The organism is Streptomyces sp. ME19-01-6 (assembly GCF_033793745.1).
In the GTDB taxonomy this organism is placed as follows: Bacteria; Actinomycetota; Actinomycetes; order Streptomycetales; family Streptomycetaceae; genus Streptomyces.
This window is the reverse complement of record NZ_JARAXF010000044.1, coordinates 60206-76942: the sequence shown is the minus strand read 5'-3', so window position 1 is coordinate 76942 and position 16737 is coordinate 60206. Positions and strand designations below refer to the sequence as shown.

Sequence of the window (16737 nt, the reverse complement as noted above, 5' to 3'; positions counted from 1 at the left end):
TAGCGATGCGGTCGGTGTAACGTTCGCTCGCGAGTTCAGACATAGGCATAGTATATTAGCTCCTGTCTGCGTTGGCGAGGAGAACGGGATCGCCGCCGACAAGACCCTAACGGCGATGCCGTGCGTTCGATGCACGGCGAGTGCGCCCGCCCTCGATGGCCGGCTTGTACTGCCCCACCCGATGCGGGCATGGGCGCGAATCGATCGCAGCATCGCTTGTCGCACCCCGCGGGTGCGGGGTTCGTTCGCAAGGCAGGTCTGGAACCCGCATGGAGTGAGCCGGTCGGGCCGGCGCCGACATGCTGCCGCTGCGCCGTGGCGCCTCCGAGGCCGGCCAGAGCGCGTCAACGTCGAAGTACGGCCCCACTTCCGCGCGGCGACCGCGCGACCCATCCCAGCCAATGGGTACCCCTGCCCCGCCCGTGCTCGATCGCCCGCGCGGCGCTCACCAATGTCTGTCTGGCGGCTGGCCGAGGGGTGCTGCACTTCCACGCTCGTCGAGCCTGCCCGGGGCGTCCATGGTGTGGTATGACATAGGTATAGGGGCTATGCCTGCGTCGGGTGGTGTCGATTGTCGTGCACTGTCACCACGCGGGCCGGCCATTGAAATCGCTTGAGAGGTCGCGCGATGCCTGAACGCGTGGAGGAATAATGATCGACAAGACCGTCGAGGACACCGCGGCCGCCGTCTCAGGGATCCGCGACGGCGCCACCGTGATGATTGGTGGATTTGGCCGCGCGGGCCAGCCGGTGGAGCTGATCGACGCACTCATCTCCCATGGCGCACGCGACCTGACCGTCGTCAACAACAACGCAGGCAACGGCGACGTGGGGCTTGCTGCGCTTCTTGCGGCGCGAAGGGTACGGAAGATCATCTGCTCGTTCCCGAGGCAGAGCGACTCGTGGGTGTTCGACGGTCTCTACCGCGCGGGAGAGATCGAGCTGGAGCTCGTGCCGCAGGGGAATCTCGCCGAACGCATCCGTGCCGCGGGGGCGGGTATCGGCGCGTTCTTCTCGCCGACAGGCGTCGGCACGCAGCTCGCCGAGGGTAAAGAGGTGCGCACGATCGACGGCCGCGACTATGTGCTCGAGTACCCGATCCGAGCTGACGTCGCCTTGATCAGCGCCCTGCGGGCCGACCGCTGGGGCAACCTTGTCTACCGCGAGACCGCCCGCAATTTCGGCCCGATCATGGCGGCCGCGGCGGCCACGACAATCGTCCAGGTCGACCAGATCGTGCCGCTCGGGGACATCGACCCCGAGACCGTTGTGACGCCCGGCATCTTCATCGACCACGTCGTCGCGGTGGGCGAGCGCCGCTGGCTCGACGATGGCGTGTTCGTTGGCGGCGTCGACATCGAGGGAAGCCCGCTGGCACAGGAGGAGAGCCAATGAGCACGCGCATCAGCCGCACCGACCTCGCTCGTCGTATTGCGGCCGACATCCCCGAGGGATCGGTCGTGAATCTCGGTATCGGTGCTCCCACCCTTGTGGCCGACTACCTGCCGGACGACATCGAGGTCGTCCTGCACACCGAGAACGGGATGCTCGGCATGGGTCCTGCACCCAAGCCAGGCGCCGTCGACCCCGACCTGATCAACGCCGGCAAGCAGCCAGTCACCGCTCTGAAGGGCTCGGCGTACTTCCACCACGCCGACTCGTTCGCGATGATGCGCGGCGGACACCTGGACGTGTGTGTGCTCGGCGCGTTCCAAGTGTCAGAAACCGGAGACCTCGCGAACTGGTCGACCGGCGAGCCCGGCGCGATCCCGGCCGTTGGCGGGGCGATGGATCTCGCGATCGGCGCGAAGTCGGTCTACGTGATGACCGACCTGCTCACCAAGCAGGGCACGCCGAAACTCGTCGCCGCCTGCACCTACCCGCTGACCGGAATCCGCTGCGTGACCCGCATCTACACCGATCACGCGGTGTTCGATGTCACGCCCGACGGACTGCGCGTGCGCGAGACGTTCGGCGACAACACGGTGGATTCCCTGGCCGCCCTGACCGGCCTCAACCTCGCCGACGTCACCGACGCTGCGGCATCCCTGAGAGGTAACTGATATGCCCGCGAGCTTCGTGTACGACGCCGTTCGCACCCCCTTCGGACGGTACGGCAAGGCCCTCGCCGACGTGCGCCCCGACGATCTCGCCGCGATCGTCATGCGCGCGACCGTCGAGCGCACGGGTCTTGATCCCGCTCGCATCGACGACGTGATCTTCGGCGATGCGAACCAGGCGGGCGAGGACAACCGCGACGTCGCCCGTTTCGGCGCCCTACTCGCCGGATTCCCCACCTCGGTCCCGGGGGTCACGGTCAACCGTCTGTGCGGGTCCTCGGTCGAGGCCGTCATCCAGGCGTCGCGCGCCATCGAGGCAGGAGACGCCGACATCGTGCTCGCGGGCGGCGTGGAATCGATGAGCCGCGCGCCGCACGTCGTCGAGAAGAGCACCAGGCCCTTTCCCGCAGGCAACCAGACGATGTGGAACACGTCGATCGGATGGCGCATGGTCAACCCTCGCCTGCCGAAGGAATGGACGATCTCCAACGGCGAGAGTGCCGAGAAGCTTGCCGGAATCCACCGGATCTCACGTGAGGAGCAGGACGCGTTCGCGGCGCGCAGCCATCGCCTGGCCGCCCGAGCCTGGGCGGACGGCATCTTCGACCGCGAGATAGTCCAGGTCGACGGCCACCACCTCGCCCGCGACGAAGGCATCCGCGACGGCTCCACCGTCGAGGTGCTCGCCGGTTTGCGCCCGGCGTTCGCCGCCGACGGCACGGTGACCGCCGGGAACTCGTCGCCCATCAATGACGGCGCCTCCGCCGTGCTCGTCGCACGCGAGGGTGTGCTCGACAGCGAACCTCTCGCCCGCATCGCCGGCCGCGCGGCCTTCGGCAACGACCCCGACATCTTCGGAGTCGCTCCGGTCGAGGCGGCCAACCGCGCACTCGCCCGTGCCGGGCGCACATGGGCCGACGTCGACCTGGTCGAGCTGAACGAAGCCTTCGCAGCGCAGTCGCTGGCATGTCTGCGGCTGTGGAGCGACCTCGACCCGCAGAAGGTGAACGTGCATGGAGGGGCGATCGCGATGGGCCACCCGCTCGGAGCGTCCGGGGGACGCATCATCGGTCACGCGGCCCACGAACTCGCACGCCGGGGCAGCGGCATCGCCGTCGCGGCCATCTGCATCGGTGTCGGCCAGGGCCTCGCCGTCGTGCTCGAGAGATGAACGACGAGGCGGATCTTGGATTCTGACGTATCCCCAGGTGGGGTTCTCTCGCGCCAGACGCTGGATGAGCACTGCAATCTCCTCCGTCAGCGGTGGCCGGCCGGGTCCGGTGGGGGTTCGGCGCCATTTCCAGCGCACCAGACGGCGGTGCCAGGCCAGCAGGGTGCCCGGTGTGACCAGTGGATGGCGGCGGAAGGCGGGTGGCAGGTGCCGGGTGAGAGCGGAGAGCACGGCACGATCGGCCCAGCGTAAGGAAGCAGCCCAGTAGTCGGCAGAAGATCAGGTAGAGCAGTTGCAGGCCCAGGGTCACTGATCAGGCCCATACTTGCGCGAACGCAAAGCCCCAGGTCAACCGCAGTACGGCAATAAAGACACCCCTTCAGGCCAGTCGTACACGCCTCCCCGGAAATGAGGGTCAGGCGGTCTCTCGGGCGCCCTCTCGGTCGATGCCGAGCTGCTGGATGGCCGAGGTCATGTGCGCGTGCAGGATCTCCTGCGCGGCAGCCGCATCTCCGCGTGCGATCGCATCGGCGATGGGTGTGTGGGATGTCGCGGACATCGCAACATCGCGGCGTTCACCTGCCGCGCTCATGATCACCACGCGCATCGGACCCTCTAGCTGACGCCAGGTCTTCACGAGTACCGAATTGCCGGAGAGCTCGCACAACAGCAGGTGGAAGCCGAGATCGGCCTCGACCTTCGCAGCCAGGTCCGCTCCCGACGTGAAGGCGTCCTGGAGCTTTTCCAGTGCCTTGCGCAGGGCTTCGGCCGAGTCCTGTCTGCGCGGTGACGCGATGATCTGCGCCAGCGCGAGTCCCTCCAGCGCTTCCCTGACCTGGAAGAGTTCCCGTACCTCGGTCGGGGTCAGCTGGGAGACGCGCAGCATGCCGCGCGCGCCGGCGGTGACGAGCCCCTCCTGCTGGAGGTGGCGCAGGGCTTCCCGCACCGTGCCGCGGCTCACCGACAGGTGCTCCGCGATCTCCACTTCTCCCAGGTGGTCGCCGGGGCGGTACTGCCCGGTGGTGATCGCCGTGCGCAGCGCCACGAGCGCGCGCTCCCGGAGGGTAGTCGAGCGCGTAAGACTGGAAAGTGCCTGACCGGACACGGTCGAACCCTCCTTCAACTCCACGAGCGATCATAGTAGCCCGGATCCAATGTCATCTGTTGACAGTCGCCGGCTCACTCGCCGCCCGGTTGCCGCTCCAGGCCGGGCAGGTCTACTCGGGTAGTTCGCTCGATCTCCGTCACATGGCTTGACAGCATCCCTTCCTGTGCTCAGCATCGACTCTCGACTGTTAACAGTAAGCAGCCAACAGCGGCGGCCCGGGGCGGCTGACCCGCCTACGATCAAGGAGGATCGGCATGGCTGAGTTCAAGGTGCCGCAACAGGCGGCGGACGGGTCGCCCGAGCGGCTTCGGGTCGCCGTCGGCTGCGGCGTCGGCGCGACCATCGAGACATACGATTTCATCGGCTTCGGAACCGCCGCGGCCCTCTATTTCGGCGACGTGTTCTTCCCCGACTCCGACCCACTGTCGGCCACGCTGCTGTCCTTCGCGACGCTGGGGATCGGCTTCGCCGCCCGGCCTCTGGGCGGTATCGTCGCCGGCCACCTCGGGGACCGCATCGGTCGTAAGCCGGTACTGGTCGGATCCCTGCTGCTGATGGGCATCGCGACCGTGCTGATCGGCTGTCTGCCCACCTACCAGATGGTGGGGGTCTGGGCGCCGATCCTGCTGGTGGTCGTCCGTGTGATCCAGGGCCTCGCCTTCGGCGCCGAGTGGGGCGGTGCCATCCTGATGACCTTCGAGCACGCCCCGTGGCGACGGCGTGGCCTGTACACGGGCATTACACAGGCCGGCTTCCCGGTCGGTCTGCTGCTCGCCAACCTCGCCTTCCTGTTCAGTCGGCACACCTTGGACGACACCTGGGCCTGGCGCGTGCCGTTCCTGCTCAGTGCCGTTCTCATCGCCGTGGGCATCTTCATCCGGCTCAAAATCGACGAATCGCCGCAGTTCGAGGCGCTCAAGGAATCCGGCGAAGTCGTCAAGAACCCGCTGCTCGCGGTGATCCGCGAGGACTGGCGCAACGTGCTGCGGGCCTTCTGCCTGCGCATCACTGAGACCGCGGGGTACGCCGTCTCGGTCACCTTCGTCCTGTCCTACCTGGACGACGGCGAGGCCCCCGACGTCTCCAGCACCACCACCCTCACTTCCCTGGTGACGGCCGCGGCACTCGGCATCGCCGCCACCACGCTGTGGGGCCGGCTGTCCGACCGCATCGGCCGCCGCCCGGTCTACCTGCTGGGCTGCACGATCAGCGTCCTCTGGGGCGTCCCGCTCTTCCTGTTCGTCAACACCGAAACCGCGGCACTCGTCCTGGTCGCGTTCGTGATCAGCTACGCCGTCTGCCAGAACTCGCTGGCCGGCGTCCAAGGGGCCTGGTTCTGCGAGCTGTTCGCCACCCAGACCCGCACCGCCGGAACGTCCCTGGCCTACCAACTGTCCGCCGTGGTTTCCGGGTTCACTCCCATGATCGCCACCGCGCTCTACTCCGCCACCGGATGGACCGGACCTGCGCTTCTCTTCACCGGCTACGGCGTGTTGGGCCTCGTGGCGACGTTGTTGACGCGCGAGACGTGGGGCGTCGCCGAACGCCGGGAAGCCGATCGGGCTCTGACCGCCTCCACCGCACCCGTTCTCCCCGCTGCCCACTGACAGAGACGAGGATCAACGTGATGTCCACCAAATCCCTTTCGGCGCCGAACGGCGCGACCCCCGGGGATGCTCCGCCGGACGGAACGCAGGCGTCGTACGCCCAGCGCGTCGGCGCCCTCAGGGACTCCGCCCACCGCATCCGTATGCACGCCCTGGACATGGGGGAGACCCAGGGCCAGGGCTACATCGGGCAGGCGCTGGGCGTGGCCGACATCCTGTCCGTCGTCTACCAGGACGTCCTCAACCACCGTCCGGACGACCCGGACTGGCCGCAGCGCGACAGGTTCCTGCTGTCGATCGGCCACTACGCCATCGCCCTGTACGCGGCGCTCGCCGAGGCCGGCGTGCTGGACGTCGCCGAACTCGCCACCTACGGAAGCGACGACTCGCGCCTGCCCATGTCCGGCATGGCCACCTACACCCCCGGCATGGAGATCTCCGGCGGCTCCCTGGGACACGGCCTGGGCGTCGCCACCGGCATGGCACTCGGCCTGCGCCACCAGGGCAGCGACGCCCACGTGTACAACCTGCTCTCCGACGGCGAACTGGACGAGGGTTCCACCTGGGAGGCGGCGCTCGCCTGCGCTCACCACGGTCTGGACAACGTCACCGCCATCGTCGACGTCAACGCCCTGCAGGCGGACGGCCCGACCAAGGGCGTGCTGCGCACCGAGCCGGTCACGGCCAAGTGGGAGGCGTTCGGCTGGCACGCGGTCCGCGTGGACGGCAATGACGTCGAGGCGCTCGTCGCGGCCTTCGACAGCCTTCGCGACCACCGTGGATCACCCGCCGTGCTCATCTGCGACACCAGGATCGGGTGCGGCGTACCGATGCTGGAGACGCGGGAGAAGGCGCACTTCATGCGCGTCGAGGAACATGAATGGCAGCTCGCCCGCGACCAGCTGAGGCAGCGTCATCGGGAGCGTTCCGGCTTCGAGCCCACAACCGCCCGGGGAGAGTGACTCGTTCGATGAATACCTCTGCACCGGCTCAGGAGTCCTCTGAGCGGACCTCGGCTCCGAAGCGCAAACTCACCACATCCGCGATGATCGCCTCGATCGCCGAGGAGGGCCAGCGCACTACCAAAGCCCCCTTCGGGCATGCACTGGCCCGGCTCGCCGCCGAACGCCCCGACGTGGTCGGCCTCTCCGCGGACCTGGCCAAGTACACCGACATGCACGTCTTCCGCGAGGCTCACCCCGACCGCTTCTTCCAGATGGGCATGGCGGAACAGGTGATGCTGGGCGCGGCTGCGGGGCTGGCCGAGGTGGGTCTGACCCCGTTCGCCTCCACCTACTCGGTCTTCGCCACCCGGCGCGCCTACGACTTCCTGTGCCTTGACATCGCCGAGCCGCAGCTCAACGTCAACGTCGTCGGTGCCCTGCCCGGCCTGACCACCGGCTACGGTCCCAGCCATCAGGCAACCGAGGACCTGGCCATCCTGCGCGGCATGCCCGGCCTGACGATCGTGGACCCCGCGGACTCCGTGGACATCGAACAGGCCGTGCCGGCACTGGCCGCCCACCCCGGCCCCACCTACACGCGACTCCTGCGCGGGGCCGTACCCACGGTCCTGGACGAGTACGACTACCGCTTCGAACTAGGAAAGGCGGCGCAGCTGCGCGGTGGCCGCGACGTCCTGTTCATCTCCACCGGCCTGATGACGGTACGTGCCCTGACGGCGGCCAGGGAACTCGAGGACGACCACGTGGACGTCGCCGTGCTCCACGTGCCGACGATCAAGCCGTTCGACCGCGAGACGGTGCTGCGGGAGGCCGCCGAGGGACGCCTCGTGGTGACCCTCGAGAACCACAGCGTCGTCGGAGGTCTCGCCGAGTCCGTGGCTTCCTGCCTGGCCTTCGCCCAGCAGACCGCACGCATCATCCCGATCGGGCTGCCGGACGAGTTCCTCGCCGCGGGCGCGCTGCCCACTCTCCACGACCGCTACGGCCTCTCCGTCGCGGCGATCAAGGAACGCGTCCGCCGCGGACTCTGATTTTCGCTCATGACATCCACACTCGCCCCCTTGTCCCCTCCTCAGGAGAACCGCATGTCCACCGAGCACACCCCCCGGACCGCCGTCATCACCGGTGCGGGCTCCCGTCGCGGCATCGGACGCGCCACCGCGCACGCCCTGGCCGCCGCCGGCTACCACATCGCCGTCCTCGACGTGGACAAGGAGGCCGCGGAGGACACCGCCCGTGAAGTCGCCGCCCGGCACGGCGTCGAAGCCCTGGGCCTCGCTGCTGATGTCACCGACGCAGGCGCGGTCGACGCCGCGATCGCGCAGACCGAGGCGGCACTCCCGGCGATCGGCGCCCTCGTGAACAACGCAGGAATCACGTCTCCGACCCCCTTCCTCGACGTCACGCCCACCGAGTGGGACAAGATCTTCGAGGTCAACGTGCGTGGCAGTTACCTGGTCACCCACCGGGTGGCCGCGGGCATGGCCGAGCGCGGCTTCGGCCGCATCGTCTTCCTCTCCTCAGTGTCGGCCGAGCGGGGGGGCGGGGTGTTCGGTGGAGTGGCCTACTCGGCCGCCAAGGCCGCCCTCCTGGGCTTCGCCAAGGCGCTCGCCCGCGAACTCGGCCCCTCCGGCGTCACCGTCAACTCCGTGGCCCCGGGCCTGATCGACACCGACATCACCCAGGGCAAGCTGCACGAGGACCGCAAGGCCGCCATGATCGCGGACGTCCCGGTCCGCCGCATCGGCAGCGTCGACGACGTGGCCGACGTCATCGCCTTCCTGGCCCGCCCCGAATCCGGCTACCTCACCGGAGTCACCTACGACGTCAACGGCGGATCCCACCTCCACTGAGGGGGCCTCTCACGCTGCGCCAGCGGCAAGGCCGTGAGGTTTGTGGCTGAGTGGGAGTGTCAAGGGCGGCTGCTACAAGCAACGGAGTCCCTGTCGGAACAGCGTCGACCAAGATCGCTGAAGTGCGGGAACTCCGTTGGACACCCGGTCTGTCATCACCCTGCCGTTCGACGGTCGCCGGCTGGTCCGACCACCGGCCCGCACACCTCCGAACGGACACACAAGCCGGCCGGCTGACACCCGCAACACGAGCGTCGGGTTGCTCCCGGATAGGCGATGAGAGTCGGCGCCATGGCCATCACGTAGGAGGCGAAGGCGACGTTGTAGTTCGAGGCGAACTTGAGCTGGAAGATGTTCTGCACGACCGGGATGGTCTGGAGCGAGGGGTCACTGATGATCAGCGACGGCATCATGAAGTCGTTCCACGACGAGAGGAAGGCGAAGATGCCGACGGTCGCGTTCATCGGGGCCAGCAGAGGGAGGATCAGCTTCCGGAACACCTGCCATATGGTGCAGCCGTCCATGCGCGCGCTCTCCTCCAGCTCGTGCGGGATCGAGCGCAGGAACGCGGTGTAGAGAGCGACGTTGAACGACATCGAGAACAGGATGTGCAGCACGGCGACGCCGAACGGGTTGTCCAGGCCTACCAGGGACGTCAGCCTCACCTGGGGCAGCGCCACGACCGGGAACGGGATGAACATCGCGGCCAGCAGGTAGAAGTAGGACCACTTGAACAGGCTGCGGTTCCAGTTGCGCGCGATGGCGTGCGACGCGAGCGAGGACACGATCAGCTGGCCGACGACCGCTATGGTAGTGACGGTCACTGGCCGGTCCTTCCGGCTCCAAAATCGTGTGCAAGCCGCCCGGAGGGGCCTTTACCCTCCGGGGCATGGATCTTCGCGAAGAACTTCCGAGTGACAGACAGGCCGTGCGGGATGTTCACCTGCAGGCGTTCGGTGACCATGGCCTTGTCGTGGCCGACCTGGTCGACACCCTGCGGGACACCATCACACCCGAGGACGGTCTCTCGCTGGTCGCCGAGCACGACGGGCAGGTCGTCGGGCATGTCATGTTCACCCGCAGTCTCCTCGATGCCCCTCGCCGGCTGGTTGACGTGCAAGTCCTCAGTCCGCTGGCAGTGATGCCCAAGCTTCATAAGCGGGGTATCGGCTCGGCTTTGGTCCGACACGGACTGGAGGTCCTCGCCGAGAGGGCTGTTCCTCTCGTCTTCCTGGAGGGTGATCCAGGCTATTACTCGCGATTCGGCTTCGTGCCCGGTGGTGGCCTGGGCTTCCGAAAGCCATCCCTGCGTATCCCGGACGGTGCTTTCCAGGTCATCAGGTTCCCGGAGTGCGAGCCGTGGATGACGGGGACGCTGGTCTATGCAGAGCCGTTCTGGCGGCATGACGCAGTCGGCCTGCGTGACCCCAACGCATAGTGACGCGAGCGCCGATACCCCTGTGGTGACATGACGCGCCGTTTGGATGCTGGTTCTGGTGCAAGCGGCGCGGTGTCGCCAGGCCGTGCGGGTGGCAGAACGAGTACGCGTCCGCGAGATCGAGGACGACGAGGGCAGGCGTTTGCCGCGGATCATCCGCAGGGGTACTGGGTCGGTGGTGACCTGGCGGCGGGCGCAGATGGTGCTGCTGTCTGCGCAGGGCATGCCGGTGGCGAAGATCGCCGAGGTCACGTTCACCAGCGCGGACCGCGTGCGGGGATGTGATCCACAACTTCAATGCCGACGGTTTCGAGGCGCTCTACCCGAAGTACGACGGCGGTCGGCCCAGAACGTTCACCCTGCCCGAGCGTCGCGACATCAAGAAGATCGCCAAGTCCGAGCCGGCCGAGCACGGCCTGCCGTTTTCGACCTGGAGCCTGGCCAAGCTGGCCGACTTTCTGATCGCCGAGGGGGTGGTCGATGACATCAGCCACGAGGGCCTTCGGGTCCTGCTCCGCGAGGAAGGCGTCTCCTTTCAACGCATAAAGACCTGGAAGACCTCCCGCGACCCCGAATACGAGGCCTGGTGACGCATCAAGCAACGTTCGCCCCGTCCTGCCGGACGGGTCCGCGGCGGCTAGCCGTTGGATGCGGTCCGCGTAGTCTCGCGGGATGCATTCTCATCTGAGCTTCGAGAACCCTCCCGCGCTGCCCCACGGGGTGGTGGTCGAGACGTTGGAGCAGGCTCTGCGTGACCGCTCAGCAGAGGGCGAGGCGGCGGGAGTCCTGGTTGGCTCCGCGTTGAACGACGACGACGCGGGGTTCGTCGAGCACTGGTGCGTGCAGGTCGGGACGCGGGCTGTGTCGGGTAGTCCGCTGCTCGGGCTGGCTGGGCTGTGCCTGGGCCATACCGCTCGACGCTTTGGGCATCTCAGCGATGAGGGCCGTGCCCTGGCAGAGTCGCTGGCGGCGCGGGCCGAGGCGGACCCGTCGGATGTGGACGGTCGGGCCCTCGACGGCTTTGACGATGTCCGGAGCTTCCTTCACCTGTGGTGACGTCGCCTGTTGCCGCTGTTGTTGCAGGTCAGGCTGCGTTGGCCCTACTCACGAGGGCTTTGAGGTGCTTGTCGGCGGCGTTCTTGTTCCGCCAGATGATGTAGCGGCGGATCATGCTGCCCTGGGCCCTGTGGGTGGGGTGGTCGGTGCCATCGAGGGCGAAGTAGCGCAAGGCGGTGAACTGGGCCTCGATGCGTTGAGCCATGAACTGTTGGTCGGAGGCGATCTCGACGTTGTTGGCCTCGGCCCAGTCGGCGACGCGGCGGCAGCGTTTGGTGGTCAGGTGCGGGGAACAGAAGCCTCTAATGTGGCGGTAGAGCTCGCGGGCGACGTACCGCTTGAGGCAGCGGATGATCTCGCGCTTGGACATGCCCTCGGCGGTGCGTCGCTGCAGATACTTCTGCGTGCGTTCGTCCCAGCGTATGCGGGTCATCACGATGCGGTAGAGGGCAGCATTCGCTTGGCGGTTGCCTCCGCGGTTCAGTCGCCGTCGGTGGGTCTTGCCGGAGGACTGCTCGACCGGGCTGACGCCGCACAGGGCTGCGAAGGATGCCTCATCGGTGATGCGGTCAGGGTTGTCACCTGCGGCGATAAGCAGGACGGCGGCGCTGTCGGGCCCGACGCCGACCAGATCCAGCATCTGGGGCCGGCAGGAGCGGACAGCCCTGGTGGTGCGTCGGGTGAGCTCTTTGACCTCGTCGGACAGATGCTGGACTCTGCGGGCGAGCAGGCGCATCGTGAAGACGGCCTCGCCACGGTCATCGACGTCAAGGGCCGCACAGGTGGCGACCAGCGCAGGATTGCTCAGGCCTGCGAGCAATTCACGCAGGTCGGGGTCGATAGCCAGCAGGACGGCCTTGAGCTGGTTCAGCGCCTGGGTACGGGCCTTGACGGCTGATTCCTTGGCGAGCCGCAGGATCCGCATGTCTGCTGCGGGGCCGTCCGCGGTCTTCGGCACGGTGGTGGCGCGTCCGGACAGCACCGCGCGAGCGGCTGCGTCCGCGTCGACGGCATCCGTCTTGCCGCGCTTGCGCCGGGTGGCACGGTCGGGCTGGTTGATTTCGACGACATCGACGCTTTCCCTACGCAGGTATCGGGTCAGCGCGGTTCCGCAGGATCCCGTGCATTCGACACCGGCCCGCTGCACGACGCCGAACGACCTTGCCCAGACGAGTAGTTGACGATATCCCGCAGCGGTGGTCGGGAACTCCTGATGGGCGAGCGAGGCGCCCAGAGTGGTTCTGACAGCGGCGACGTGGACGTCCTTGTGGGTGTCTACCCCCAGGACCACCTCCTCGGCCGGGTCCGGGACTGGCTGCGCGGGCAGCGTCGGCTGGGGCATGCTGGTGACGGTCACGAGGCTGCTTGGACAGGGTCCGGTGGCGGACACCGGTCCGGTGGGCGGTCAGAACTGTGACGGTGCTTTGTGCGGCAAAGCCCCTAGGGACACGTTCACCGGGCCGGTGCCAGTACGCACCGCAGGGGCCGGAGCCGACAGTTCTACACCAAGGCAGCTGCGGCCAGTTGTCGCACGGGTCAGGCTCCGGCCCCCTGCGGCACCCCATGATCCTCACAGTTGTCGCACACCAGGTGCACGTCGAGCTCGCGCGGCACGGCCTTGTCTATGGTGACCAGGAACTTCGCGAACTCGATGGTGCGGTGGCGGCGGTGGAGTTCACCGATCACGTTACCGTCGGCGATGTCAAATTGCGGCGCATCACACGAGAGCTTCGGCCGGTCATGAACGGTGCGCAGCGTCAGCCCAGCCCCGGAACCAGAAGCACCTTGCAGGCATCCCCGGTAAGGAGCTCCATCGCCTCGTCGACCTGGCTCAGTTGCAGTCGGTGCGTGATCAGCCAGTCCAGGTCCAGGCGTCCGGAGTTCAGCAGGAGCAGCGTCTGCTCCCAGGTTTCCCACAGGCGGCGGCCGAAGATCCCGCGCAGCGTGATGCCTCGCTTGTTGATCTGGGCAGCGACGTCGATCGGCACCGGCCGACCCGGGTGTCCCACGGTCACGACAGTTCCTTCTCGACGCACGGCGTCGAACAGGGTCGGAAGTGCGGAGGCCGCCCCCGAGCATTCAAAGGCCACGTCTGCCCCGCCGCGGTGGCCACTCAGTTCGCGGCTGCGCTCGGTGACCCAGTCTCCGGGCTCCATCGTGATCACTCCGAGCCGTTCGGCTTCGGCGCGGCGGAACGGATTCGGCTCGATCACGATCACGTAGGCGGCGCCCATGAGCGATGCCAGTCGCGCGACGACCATGCCCACCGGCCCGGCGCCGCTGACCAGAACGCCGCGGCCTGCTACCGAGTACCCGGCTCGCTGAATGGCGTGTACCGCGACGCCGGCCGACTCCAGCAGTGCGCCGGTCTCCAGAGGCACGCCGTCGGGAAGGGGGACACAGATGCGGTGGGGCACGGCGACGCGTTCGGCGAAGACCCCGTCGAAGTGCATGCCCAGGATCTGCGTGCGCTCGCAGGTGTGGGCGTCCCCGGTCCGGCAGGCGAAGCAGTGGCCGCACGGCAGGTGGCTCTCCAGAGCGACGCGGTCACCGACGCGCAGGTTCTCCACCCCAGCGCCTACCTCGACGATGGTGCCCGCCGCTTCGTGACCGAGTACGACGGGGAGTCCCAGGTTGAACGCCTGGGCCGCCGGTGACCACTCGTAGCATTCGCGGTCGGTGCCGCACAGAGAGGCCGCCGCGATCTCTACGACGACCGCACCGTCGCCTGCCTTCGGCTCGGGCGCATCGGCGACGTACTCGACACCCTTGCCCGCGGCTGCTTTGACGACTGCCCTCATGAGTTCGTACTCCTTGGTCTCTCGTAGATGGCGGGTTGGGCTGGTGGTCTGGACGGCCGGGGGTCAGGTCGAGGGATGTGGCTGCGCGAAGCGTTCGAGGACATCGACCGGACCGACTTGCCCGCCCTTGAGCAGCAGTCGGCAGCCGGCCACTGCCGCTTCGCTGTCGGTGCGGCAGACGGGGGCGGCCGTGACGAACTGGGTGGCGACGCGCAGCTCGCTCACTCCCATGGACAGCAGTGCGTGGCTGGAGGTGTCGCCGCCGAGCACGGCGATGTCCCGGGTGAGTCCCTTGACGGCCATGTTTTTGGCCAGGGAGCCCAGGATTTCACCCACATGGAAGGCGTCGAGGGGGCCGGCCGCGGCGTAGCGCGGGTCCTGGATTCCGCGCGTGGTGTGCACGATGACGTTCCGTCCGGCTGTAAGCCAGGCGGCCGAGCGCTTCTCCAGATCGTTCAGCAGGGACGGATCCTGTCCGTTGAGCAATTGCGTGGGCACTGCCAGCTCGGCCCAGCCGTGCGTGACGGCGTCGGCGATCTGTGCGGCTGTTGTGCTGGAGACCGACGCGCTGACGGCCAGCACTGGCCCGGAGGCGGGCTGGGCGCCGTCGGCTACGGGGGACCGCTCGGTGGCGGTGCGTGCGAGGGCGGCCATGACTCCGCCGGAGCCGACCACGATCGCCGGATTCTGTCGCGTGTTGTCCTCCCGTAGTGCCAGCGCGAGGGTGTCGAGGTGGCGGTCCTCGACAGCATCCACGACGAAGGCGGCCCGGCTGGAGCGTCGGAGCCTCATCCACTGCTCGCCGAAGGAACCATCGGCGTAGGCGGGGAGGTGGATGGCTCCGGGGACCTCGCCAGTACACAGTTGCTCGGCGATCACCTGCCGCAGGTCGGCCTCGTGCATCGGAGTCGACGGATGCTGCGCCATGACGGGATGCCGGTCGAGGCGGTACACGCCGCCGGAGTAGCCGGCGAAGTGGTTACTGAAGGCAGTGAACCGGCCGAATCCCGGCTGTGCCGGTGCGATCGCGACCGGGCCGTGGTGGGGGAAGCGCTCGTGCAGCAGCTCGATGCCTCGGCCGATGCTGCCGCGTGCGGGGGCGCTGTCGAAGGTGGAACAGACCTTGTAGATCAGCACTTGTGCATCGGCCGTGGCGATCTGTTCCAGCTGTGCGCGGACCAGCTCGTCGAAGGCGGTCCCGCCGAGCGAACGCGACGGTCCGGCGATCCCTACGACATCGCAGTCGGTGGGGAGCGGCCGGCTGCCGTCCCCGATGACGAGCACGGCGTCGAGACCGTGCCGGTGGGCCTGTGCGAGGACGTCGCTGGCACCGGTCAGGTCGTCGGCCACGAAACTGACGTACGTCATATCAGGCCACGCCCCCGAACGTGCGCCCAGCATGCAGCAGCGCCGGATCACCTGCCTCCGCCGCCACGTGTGCTGCCACATCCAGGGAGACACCGTCGACGGCAGCTGCCCAGGCGGCCCGGAGGCTGCGCACGCCGGCGGCAGGTCCGTCGGGATGCGCGGCCACGCCTCCGCCCGCGAGCATCAGAAGGTCGGTCGAGCCGACCGCGGTGAAGGTCGGGGCCGGGGTGGCGACGTTCTGGCCGGACGACAGGGTCGGTACCGGGCCCAGGGTCTTGCCCAGGGGCTCGAGCAGGCTGCGCACGTGGGCCGCGACCTCCTCGTCGGTCTCGTAGAACTTGCTGCCGAGACCGCTGACGTGCAGATGGTCGGCTCCCGCCAGGCGGGCCAGCTGCTGCCACACCCGGTACGACATCCCCAGCGCCGGCGAGCGCATCGACGCGGCCAGACCGGCGCGGTGTCCGTGTACGGGGACTTCGGAGAACTCCCGCAGCCAGGCCAGTGCGGGCAGTCCCATGACGGGAACGTTGAGCATCACGCATCGGCCGCCCGCCTCGACCACCGTGTCGTGGCGCTGGCGGAGCCCGGCGAGGTCCCCCGTGATGTTGAAGGCGTACATGACCGGGTGGCCGGTGATCTGCTCGGCTTCCCGGATCTCTTCGGTGGCCACGGCGATCCGGCGCTCCAGCGGTAGGTACGCCGGATCGGTCATCAGCTCGTCGTCCTTGATCAGGTCGACCGACGCCCTGGCCAACTCCCGTACGACCAGGCGGAACTCGCTCTCGTCCAGACCGACGTTCGGTTTGATGATGGTGCCGATCATGACGCCCTCGGCCCCTCCCATCAGTCTGCGGGTGCCGGGGATGCCGAACGCGGGGCCCGGGTGAGCGGCAACGAACTCCTCCGGCAGCTCGATGTCCTGCAGGCGGCAGGCGAACAGCTCCCCCAACTCGAAGAGGTTGCCTGCGATCGTGGTCTGCAGGGTCGCCAGGTCGGTCCCGATGTTCTCCATCGGGAACTCGACCACCACAAAGGCGGCCCGTACCGTCTCGGGGCGGGAGCGCGACGGCAGCGACGGGCTGCGCACTCCCAGATCCCGCACGCTGACGACCTGTGCCGCATGCCTTTCGCGAATACGGGGGGACTCGCCGGGCACAGCGACGAAGGTGCCGCTGGACTGCTCCCCGGCCATGGCCGCGGCAGCCTGTTCCGGATCGATCTCCGATTCCAGGTAGTAGGTGCAGCGCACGACCCGCTGGTCACGCATGTGCTCTCCGTTTCTCGACGACTCTGATCCGAGGGCCGTTCGT

General features: G+C 68.0%; 15 protein-coding genes and 2 pseudogenes. 10 read left to right on the top strand and 7 right to left on the bottom strand.

Annotated elements, in window-relative coordinates; translation table 11 throughout:
• Positions 1-651 precede the first annotated feature (651 nt).
• The 3 genes from PV419_RS48295 to PV419_RS48285 are packed head-to-tail and all read left to right on the top strand — an operon-like array spanning position 652 to position 3231.
• On the top strand, positions 652-1395 hold the full coding sequence (locus PV419_RS48295; protein WP_319700105.1) for a 3-oxoacid CoA-transferase subunit A: 744 nt from the start codon (positions 652-654) through the stop codon (positions 1393-1395).
• Positions 1392-2063, top strand: a complete 672-nt coding sequence (locus PV419_RS48290; protein WP_319700103.1) for a 3-oxoacid CoA-transferase subunit B — start codon at positions 1392-1394, stop codon at positions 2061-2063. The genes PV419_RS48295 and PV419_RS48290 overlap by 4 nt, the downstream gene beginning before the upstream one ends.
• A 1-nt stretch (position 2064) precedes the next feature.
• Positions 2065-3231 carry a thiolase family protein gene (locus PV419_RS48285; RefSeq protein WP_319700101.1) on the top strand — a complete coding sequence of 389 codons (1167 nt, stop codon included), beginning with the start codon at positions 2065-2067 and terminating at the stop codon, positions 3229-3231.
• A 415-nt stretch (positions 3232-3646) separates the two neighbouring features.
• Here PV419_RS48285 and PV419_RS48280 read toward each other — a convergent pair whose 3' ends face one another.
• Positions 3647-4360 carry a GntR family transcriptional regulator gene (locus PV419_RS48280; RefSeq protein WP_319700099.1) on the bottom strand — a complete coding sequence of 238 codons (714 nt, stop codon included), beginning with the start codon at positions 4358-4360 and terminating at the stop codon, positions 3647-3649.
• A 233-nt stretch (positions 4361-4593) separates the two neighbouring features.
• Between PV419_RS48280 and PV419_RS48275 the strand changes: the two genes are divergently transcribed.
• From PV419_RS48275 to PV419_RS48260, 4 genes are all read left to right on the top strand, one after another.
• Positions 4594-5946, top strand: a complete 1353-nt coding sequence (locus tag PV419_RS48275; RefSeq protein WP_319700097.1) for an MFS transporter — start codon at positions 4594-4596, stop codon at positions 5944-5946.
• 20 nt (positions 5947-5966) lie between these two features.
• A complete protein-coding gene (locus PV419_RS48270) occupies positions 5967-6908 on the top strand; it encodes a transketolase (protein WP_319700095.1) in 942 nt (313 codons plus the stop codon).
• Positions 6909-6991: 83 nt separating this feature from the next.
• Entirely contained in the window at positions 6992-7942 is a 951-nt protein-coding gene (locus tag PV419_RS48265; RefSeq protein WP_319700093.1) for a transketolase family protein, read from the top strand.
• Positions 7943-7996: 54 nt separating this feature from the next.
• Positions 7997-8764 carry an SDR family NAD(P)-dependent oxidoreductase gene (locus tag PV419_RS48260; protein WP_319700091.1) on the top strand — a complete coding sequence of 256 codons (768 nt, stop codon included), beginning with the start codon at positions 7997-7999 and terminating at the stop codon, positions 8762-8764.
• 155 nt (positions 8765-8919) lie between these two features.
• Here PV419_RS48260 and PV419_RS48255 read toward each other — a convergent pair whose 3' ends face one another.
• Entirely contained in the window at positions 8920-9588 is a 669-nt protein-coding gene (locus tag PV419_RS48255; RefSeq protein WP_319700089.1) for a carbohydrate ABC transporter permease, read from the bottom strand.
• Between the two features lie 65 nt (positions 9589-9653).
• On the opposite strand from PV419_RS48255, the gene PV419_RS48250 reads away from it, so the two are divergent.
• The 3 genes and pseudogenes from PV419_RS48250 (at position 9654) to PV419_RS48240 (ending at position 11258) form a co-directional block, all read left to right on the top strand.
• Positions 9654-10202, top strand: a complete 549-nt coding sequence (locus PV419_RS48250) for an N-acetyltransferase (protein ID WP_319700087.1) — start codon at positions 9654-9656, stop codon at positions 10200-10202.
• 91 nt (positions 10203-10293) lie between these two features.
• Positions 10294-10786, top strand: a pseudogene (locus PV419_RS48245) (helix-turn-helix domain-containing protein); the annotation flags it as partial.
• A gap of 88 nt (positions 10787-10874) precedes the next feature.
• Positions 10875-11258 (top strand): hypothetical protein, encoded by a 384-nt coding sequence (locus tag PV419_RS48240; RefSeq protein ID WP_319700086.1) that lies wholly within the window; start codon positions 10875-10877, stop codon positions 11256-11258.
• Between the two features lie 28 nt (positions 11259-11286).
• On the opposite strand, the pseudogene PV419_RS48235 reads toward PV419_RS48240, so the two are convergent.
• The 5 genes and pseudogenes from PV419_RS48235 to PV419_RS48215 all read right to left on the bottom strand — a co-directional run bounded on the left by PV419_RS48235 (position 11287) and on the right by PV419_RS48215 (position 16694).
• Positions 11287-12615: pseudogene (locus tag PV419_RS48235) on the bottom strand (IS110 family transposase).
• 179 nt (positions 12616-12794) lie between these two features.
• Positions 12795-12944: a hypothetical protein gene (locus PV419_RS48230; RefSeq protein ID WP_415925539.1), complete on the bottom strand. Its 150-nt coding sequence runs from the start codon at positions 12942-12944 to the stop codon at positions 12795-12797.
• Positions 12945-13015: 71 nt separating this feature from the next.
• Positions 13016-14059 (bottom strand): zinc-dependent alcohol dehydrogenase, encoded by a 1044-nt coding sequence (locus PV419_RS48225; RefSeq protein WP_319700082.1) that lies wholly within the window; start codon positions 14057-14059, stop codon positions 13016-13018.
• 63 nt (positions 14060-14122) lie between these two features.
• Positions 14123-15427, bottom strand: a complete 1305-nt coding sequence (locus PV419_RS48220) for a four-carbon acid sugar kinase family protein (protein ID WP_319700081.1) — start codon at positions 15425-15427, stop codon at positions 14123-14125.
• Between the two features lies 1 nt (position 15428).
• A complete protein-coding gene (locus PV419_RS48215) occupies positions 15429-16694 on the bottom strand; it encodes a RuBisCO large subunit C-terminal-like domain-containing protein (RefSeq protein ID WP_319700080.1) in 1266 nt (421 codons plus the stop codon).
• Positions 16695-16737 lie beyond the last annotated feature (43 nt).

Bases quoted from the DNA above. Each gene is read 5' to 3' on its own strand.
- PV419_RS48215 (WP_319700080.1), bottom strand. From the start codon at position 16,694: ATGCGTGACCAGCGGGTCGTGCGCTGCACCTACTACCTGGAATCGGAG.
- PV419_RS48290 (WP_319700103.1), top strand. From the start codon at position 1,392: ATGAGCACGCGCATCAGCCGCACCGACCTCGCTCGTCGTATTGCGGCC.
- PV419_RS48220 (WP_319700081.1), bottom strand. From the start codon at position 15,427: ATGACGTACGTCAGTTTCGTGGCCGACGACCTGACCGGTGCCAGCGAC.
- PV419_RS48270 (WP_319700095.1), top strand. From the start codon at position 5,967: ATGTCCACCAAATCCCTTTCGGCGCCGAACGGCGCGACCCCCGGGGAT.
- PV419_RS48225 (WP_319700082.1), bottom strand. From the start codon at position 14,059: ATGAGGGCAGTCGTCAAAGCAGCCGCGGGCAAGGGTGTCGAGTACGTC.
- PV419_RS48250 (WP_319700087.1), top strand. From the start codon at position 9,654: ATGGATCTTCGCGAAGAACTTCCGAGTGACAGACAGGCCGTGCGGGAT.
- PV419_RS48285 (WP_319700101.1), top strand. From the start codon at position 2,065: ATGCCCGCGAGCTTCGTGTACGACGCCGTTCGCACCCCCTTCGGACGG.
- PV419_RS48275 (WP_319700097.1), top strand. From the start codon at position 4,594: ATGGCTGAGTTCAAGGTGCCGCAACAGGCGGCGGACGGGTCGCCCGAG.
- PV419_RS48295 (WP_319700105.1), top strand. From the start codon at position 652: ATGATCGACAAGACCGTCGAGGACACCGCGGCCGCCGTCTCAGGGATC.
- PV419_RS48240 (WP_319700086.1), top strand. From the start codon at position 10,875: ATGCATTCTCATCTGAGCTTCGAGAACCCTCCCGCGCTGCCCCACGGG.
- PV419_RS48265 (WP_319700093.1), top strand. From the start codon at position 6,992: ATGATCGCCTCGATCGCCGAGGAGGGCCAGCGCACTACCAAAGCCCCC.
- PV419_RS48260 (WP_319700091.1), top strand. From the start codon at position 7,997: ATGTCCACCGAGCACACCCCCCGGACCGCCGTCATCACCGGTGCGGGC.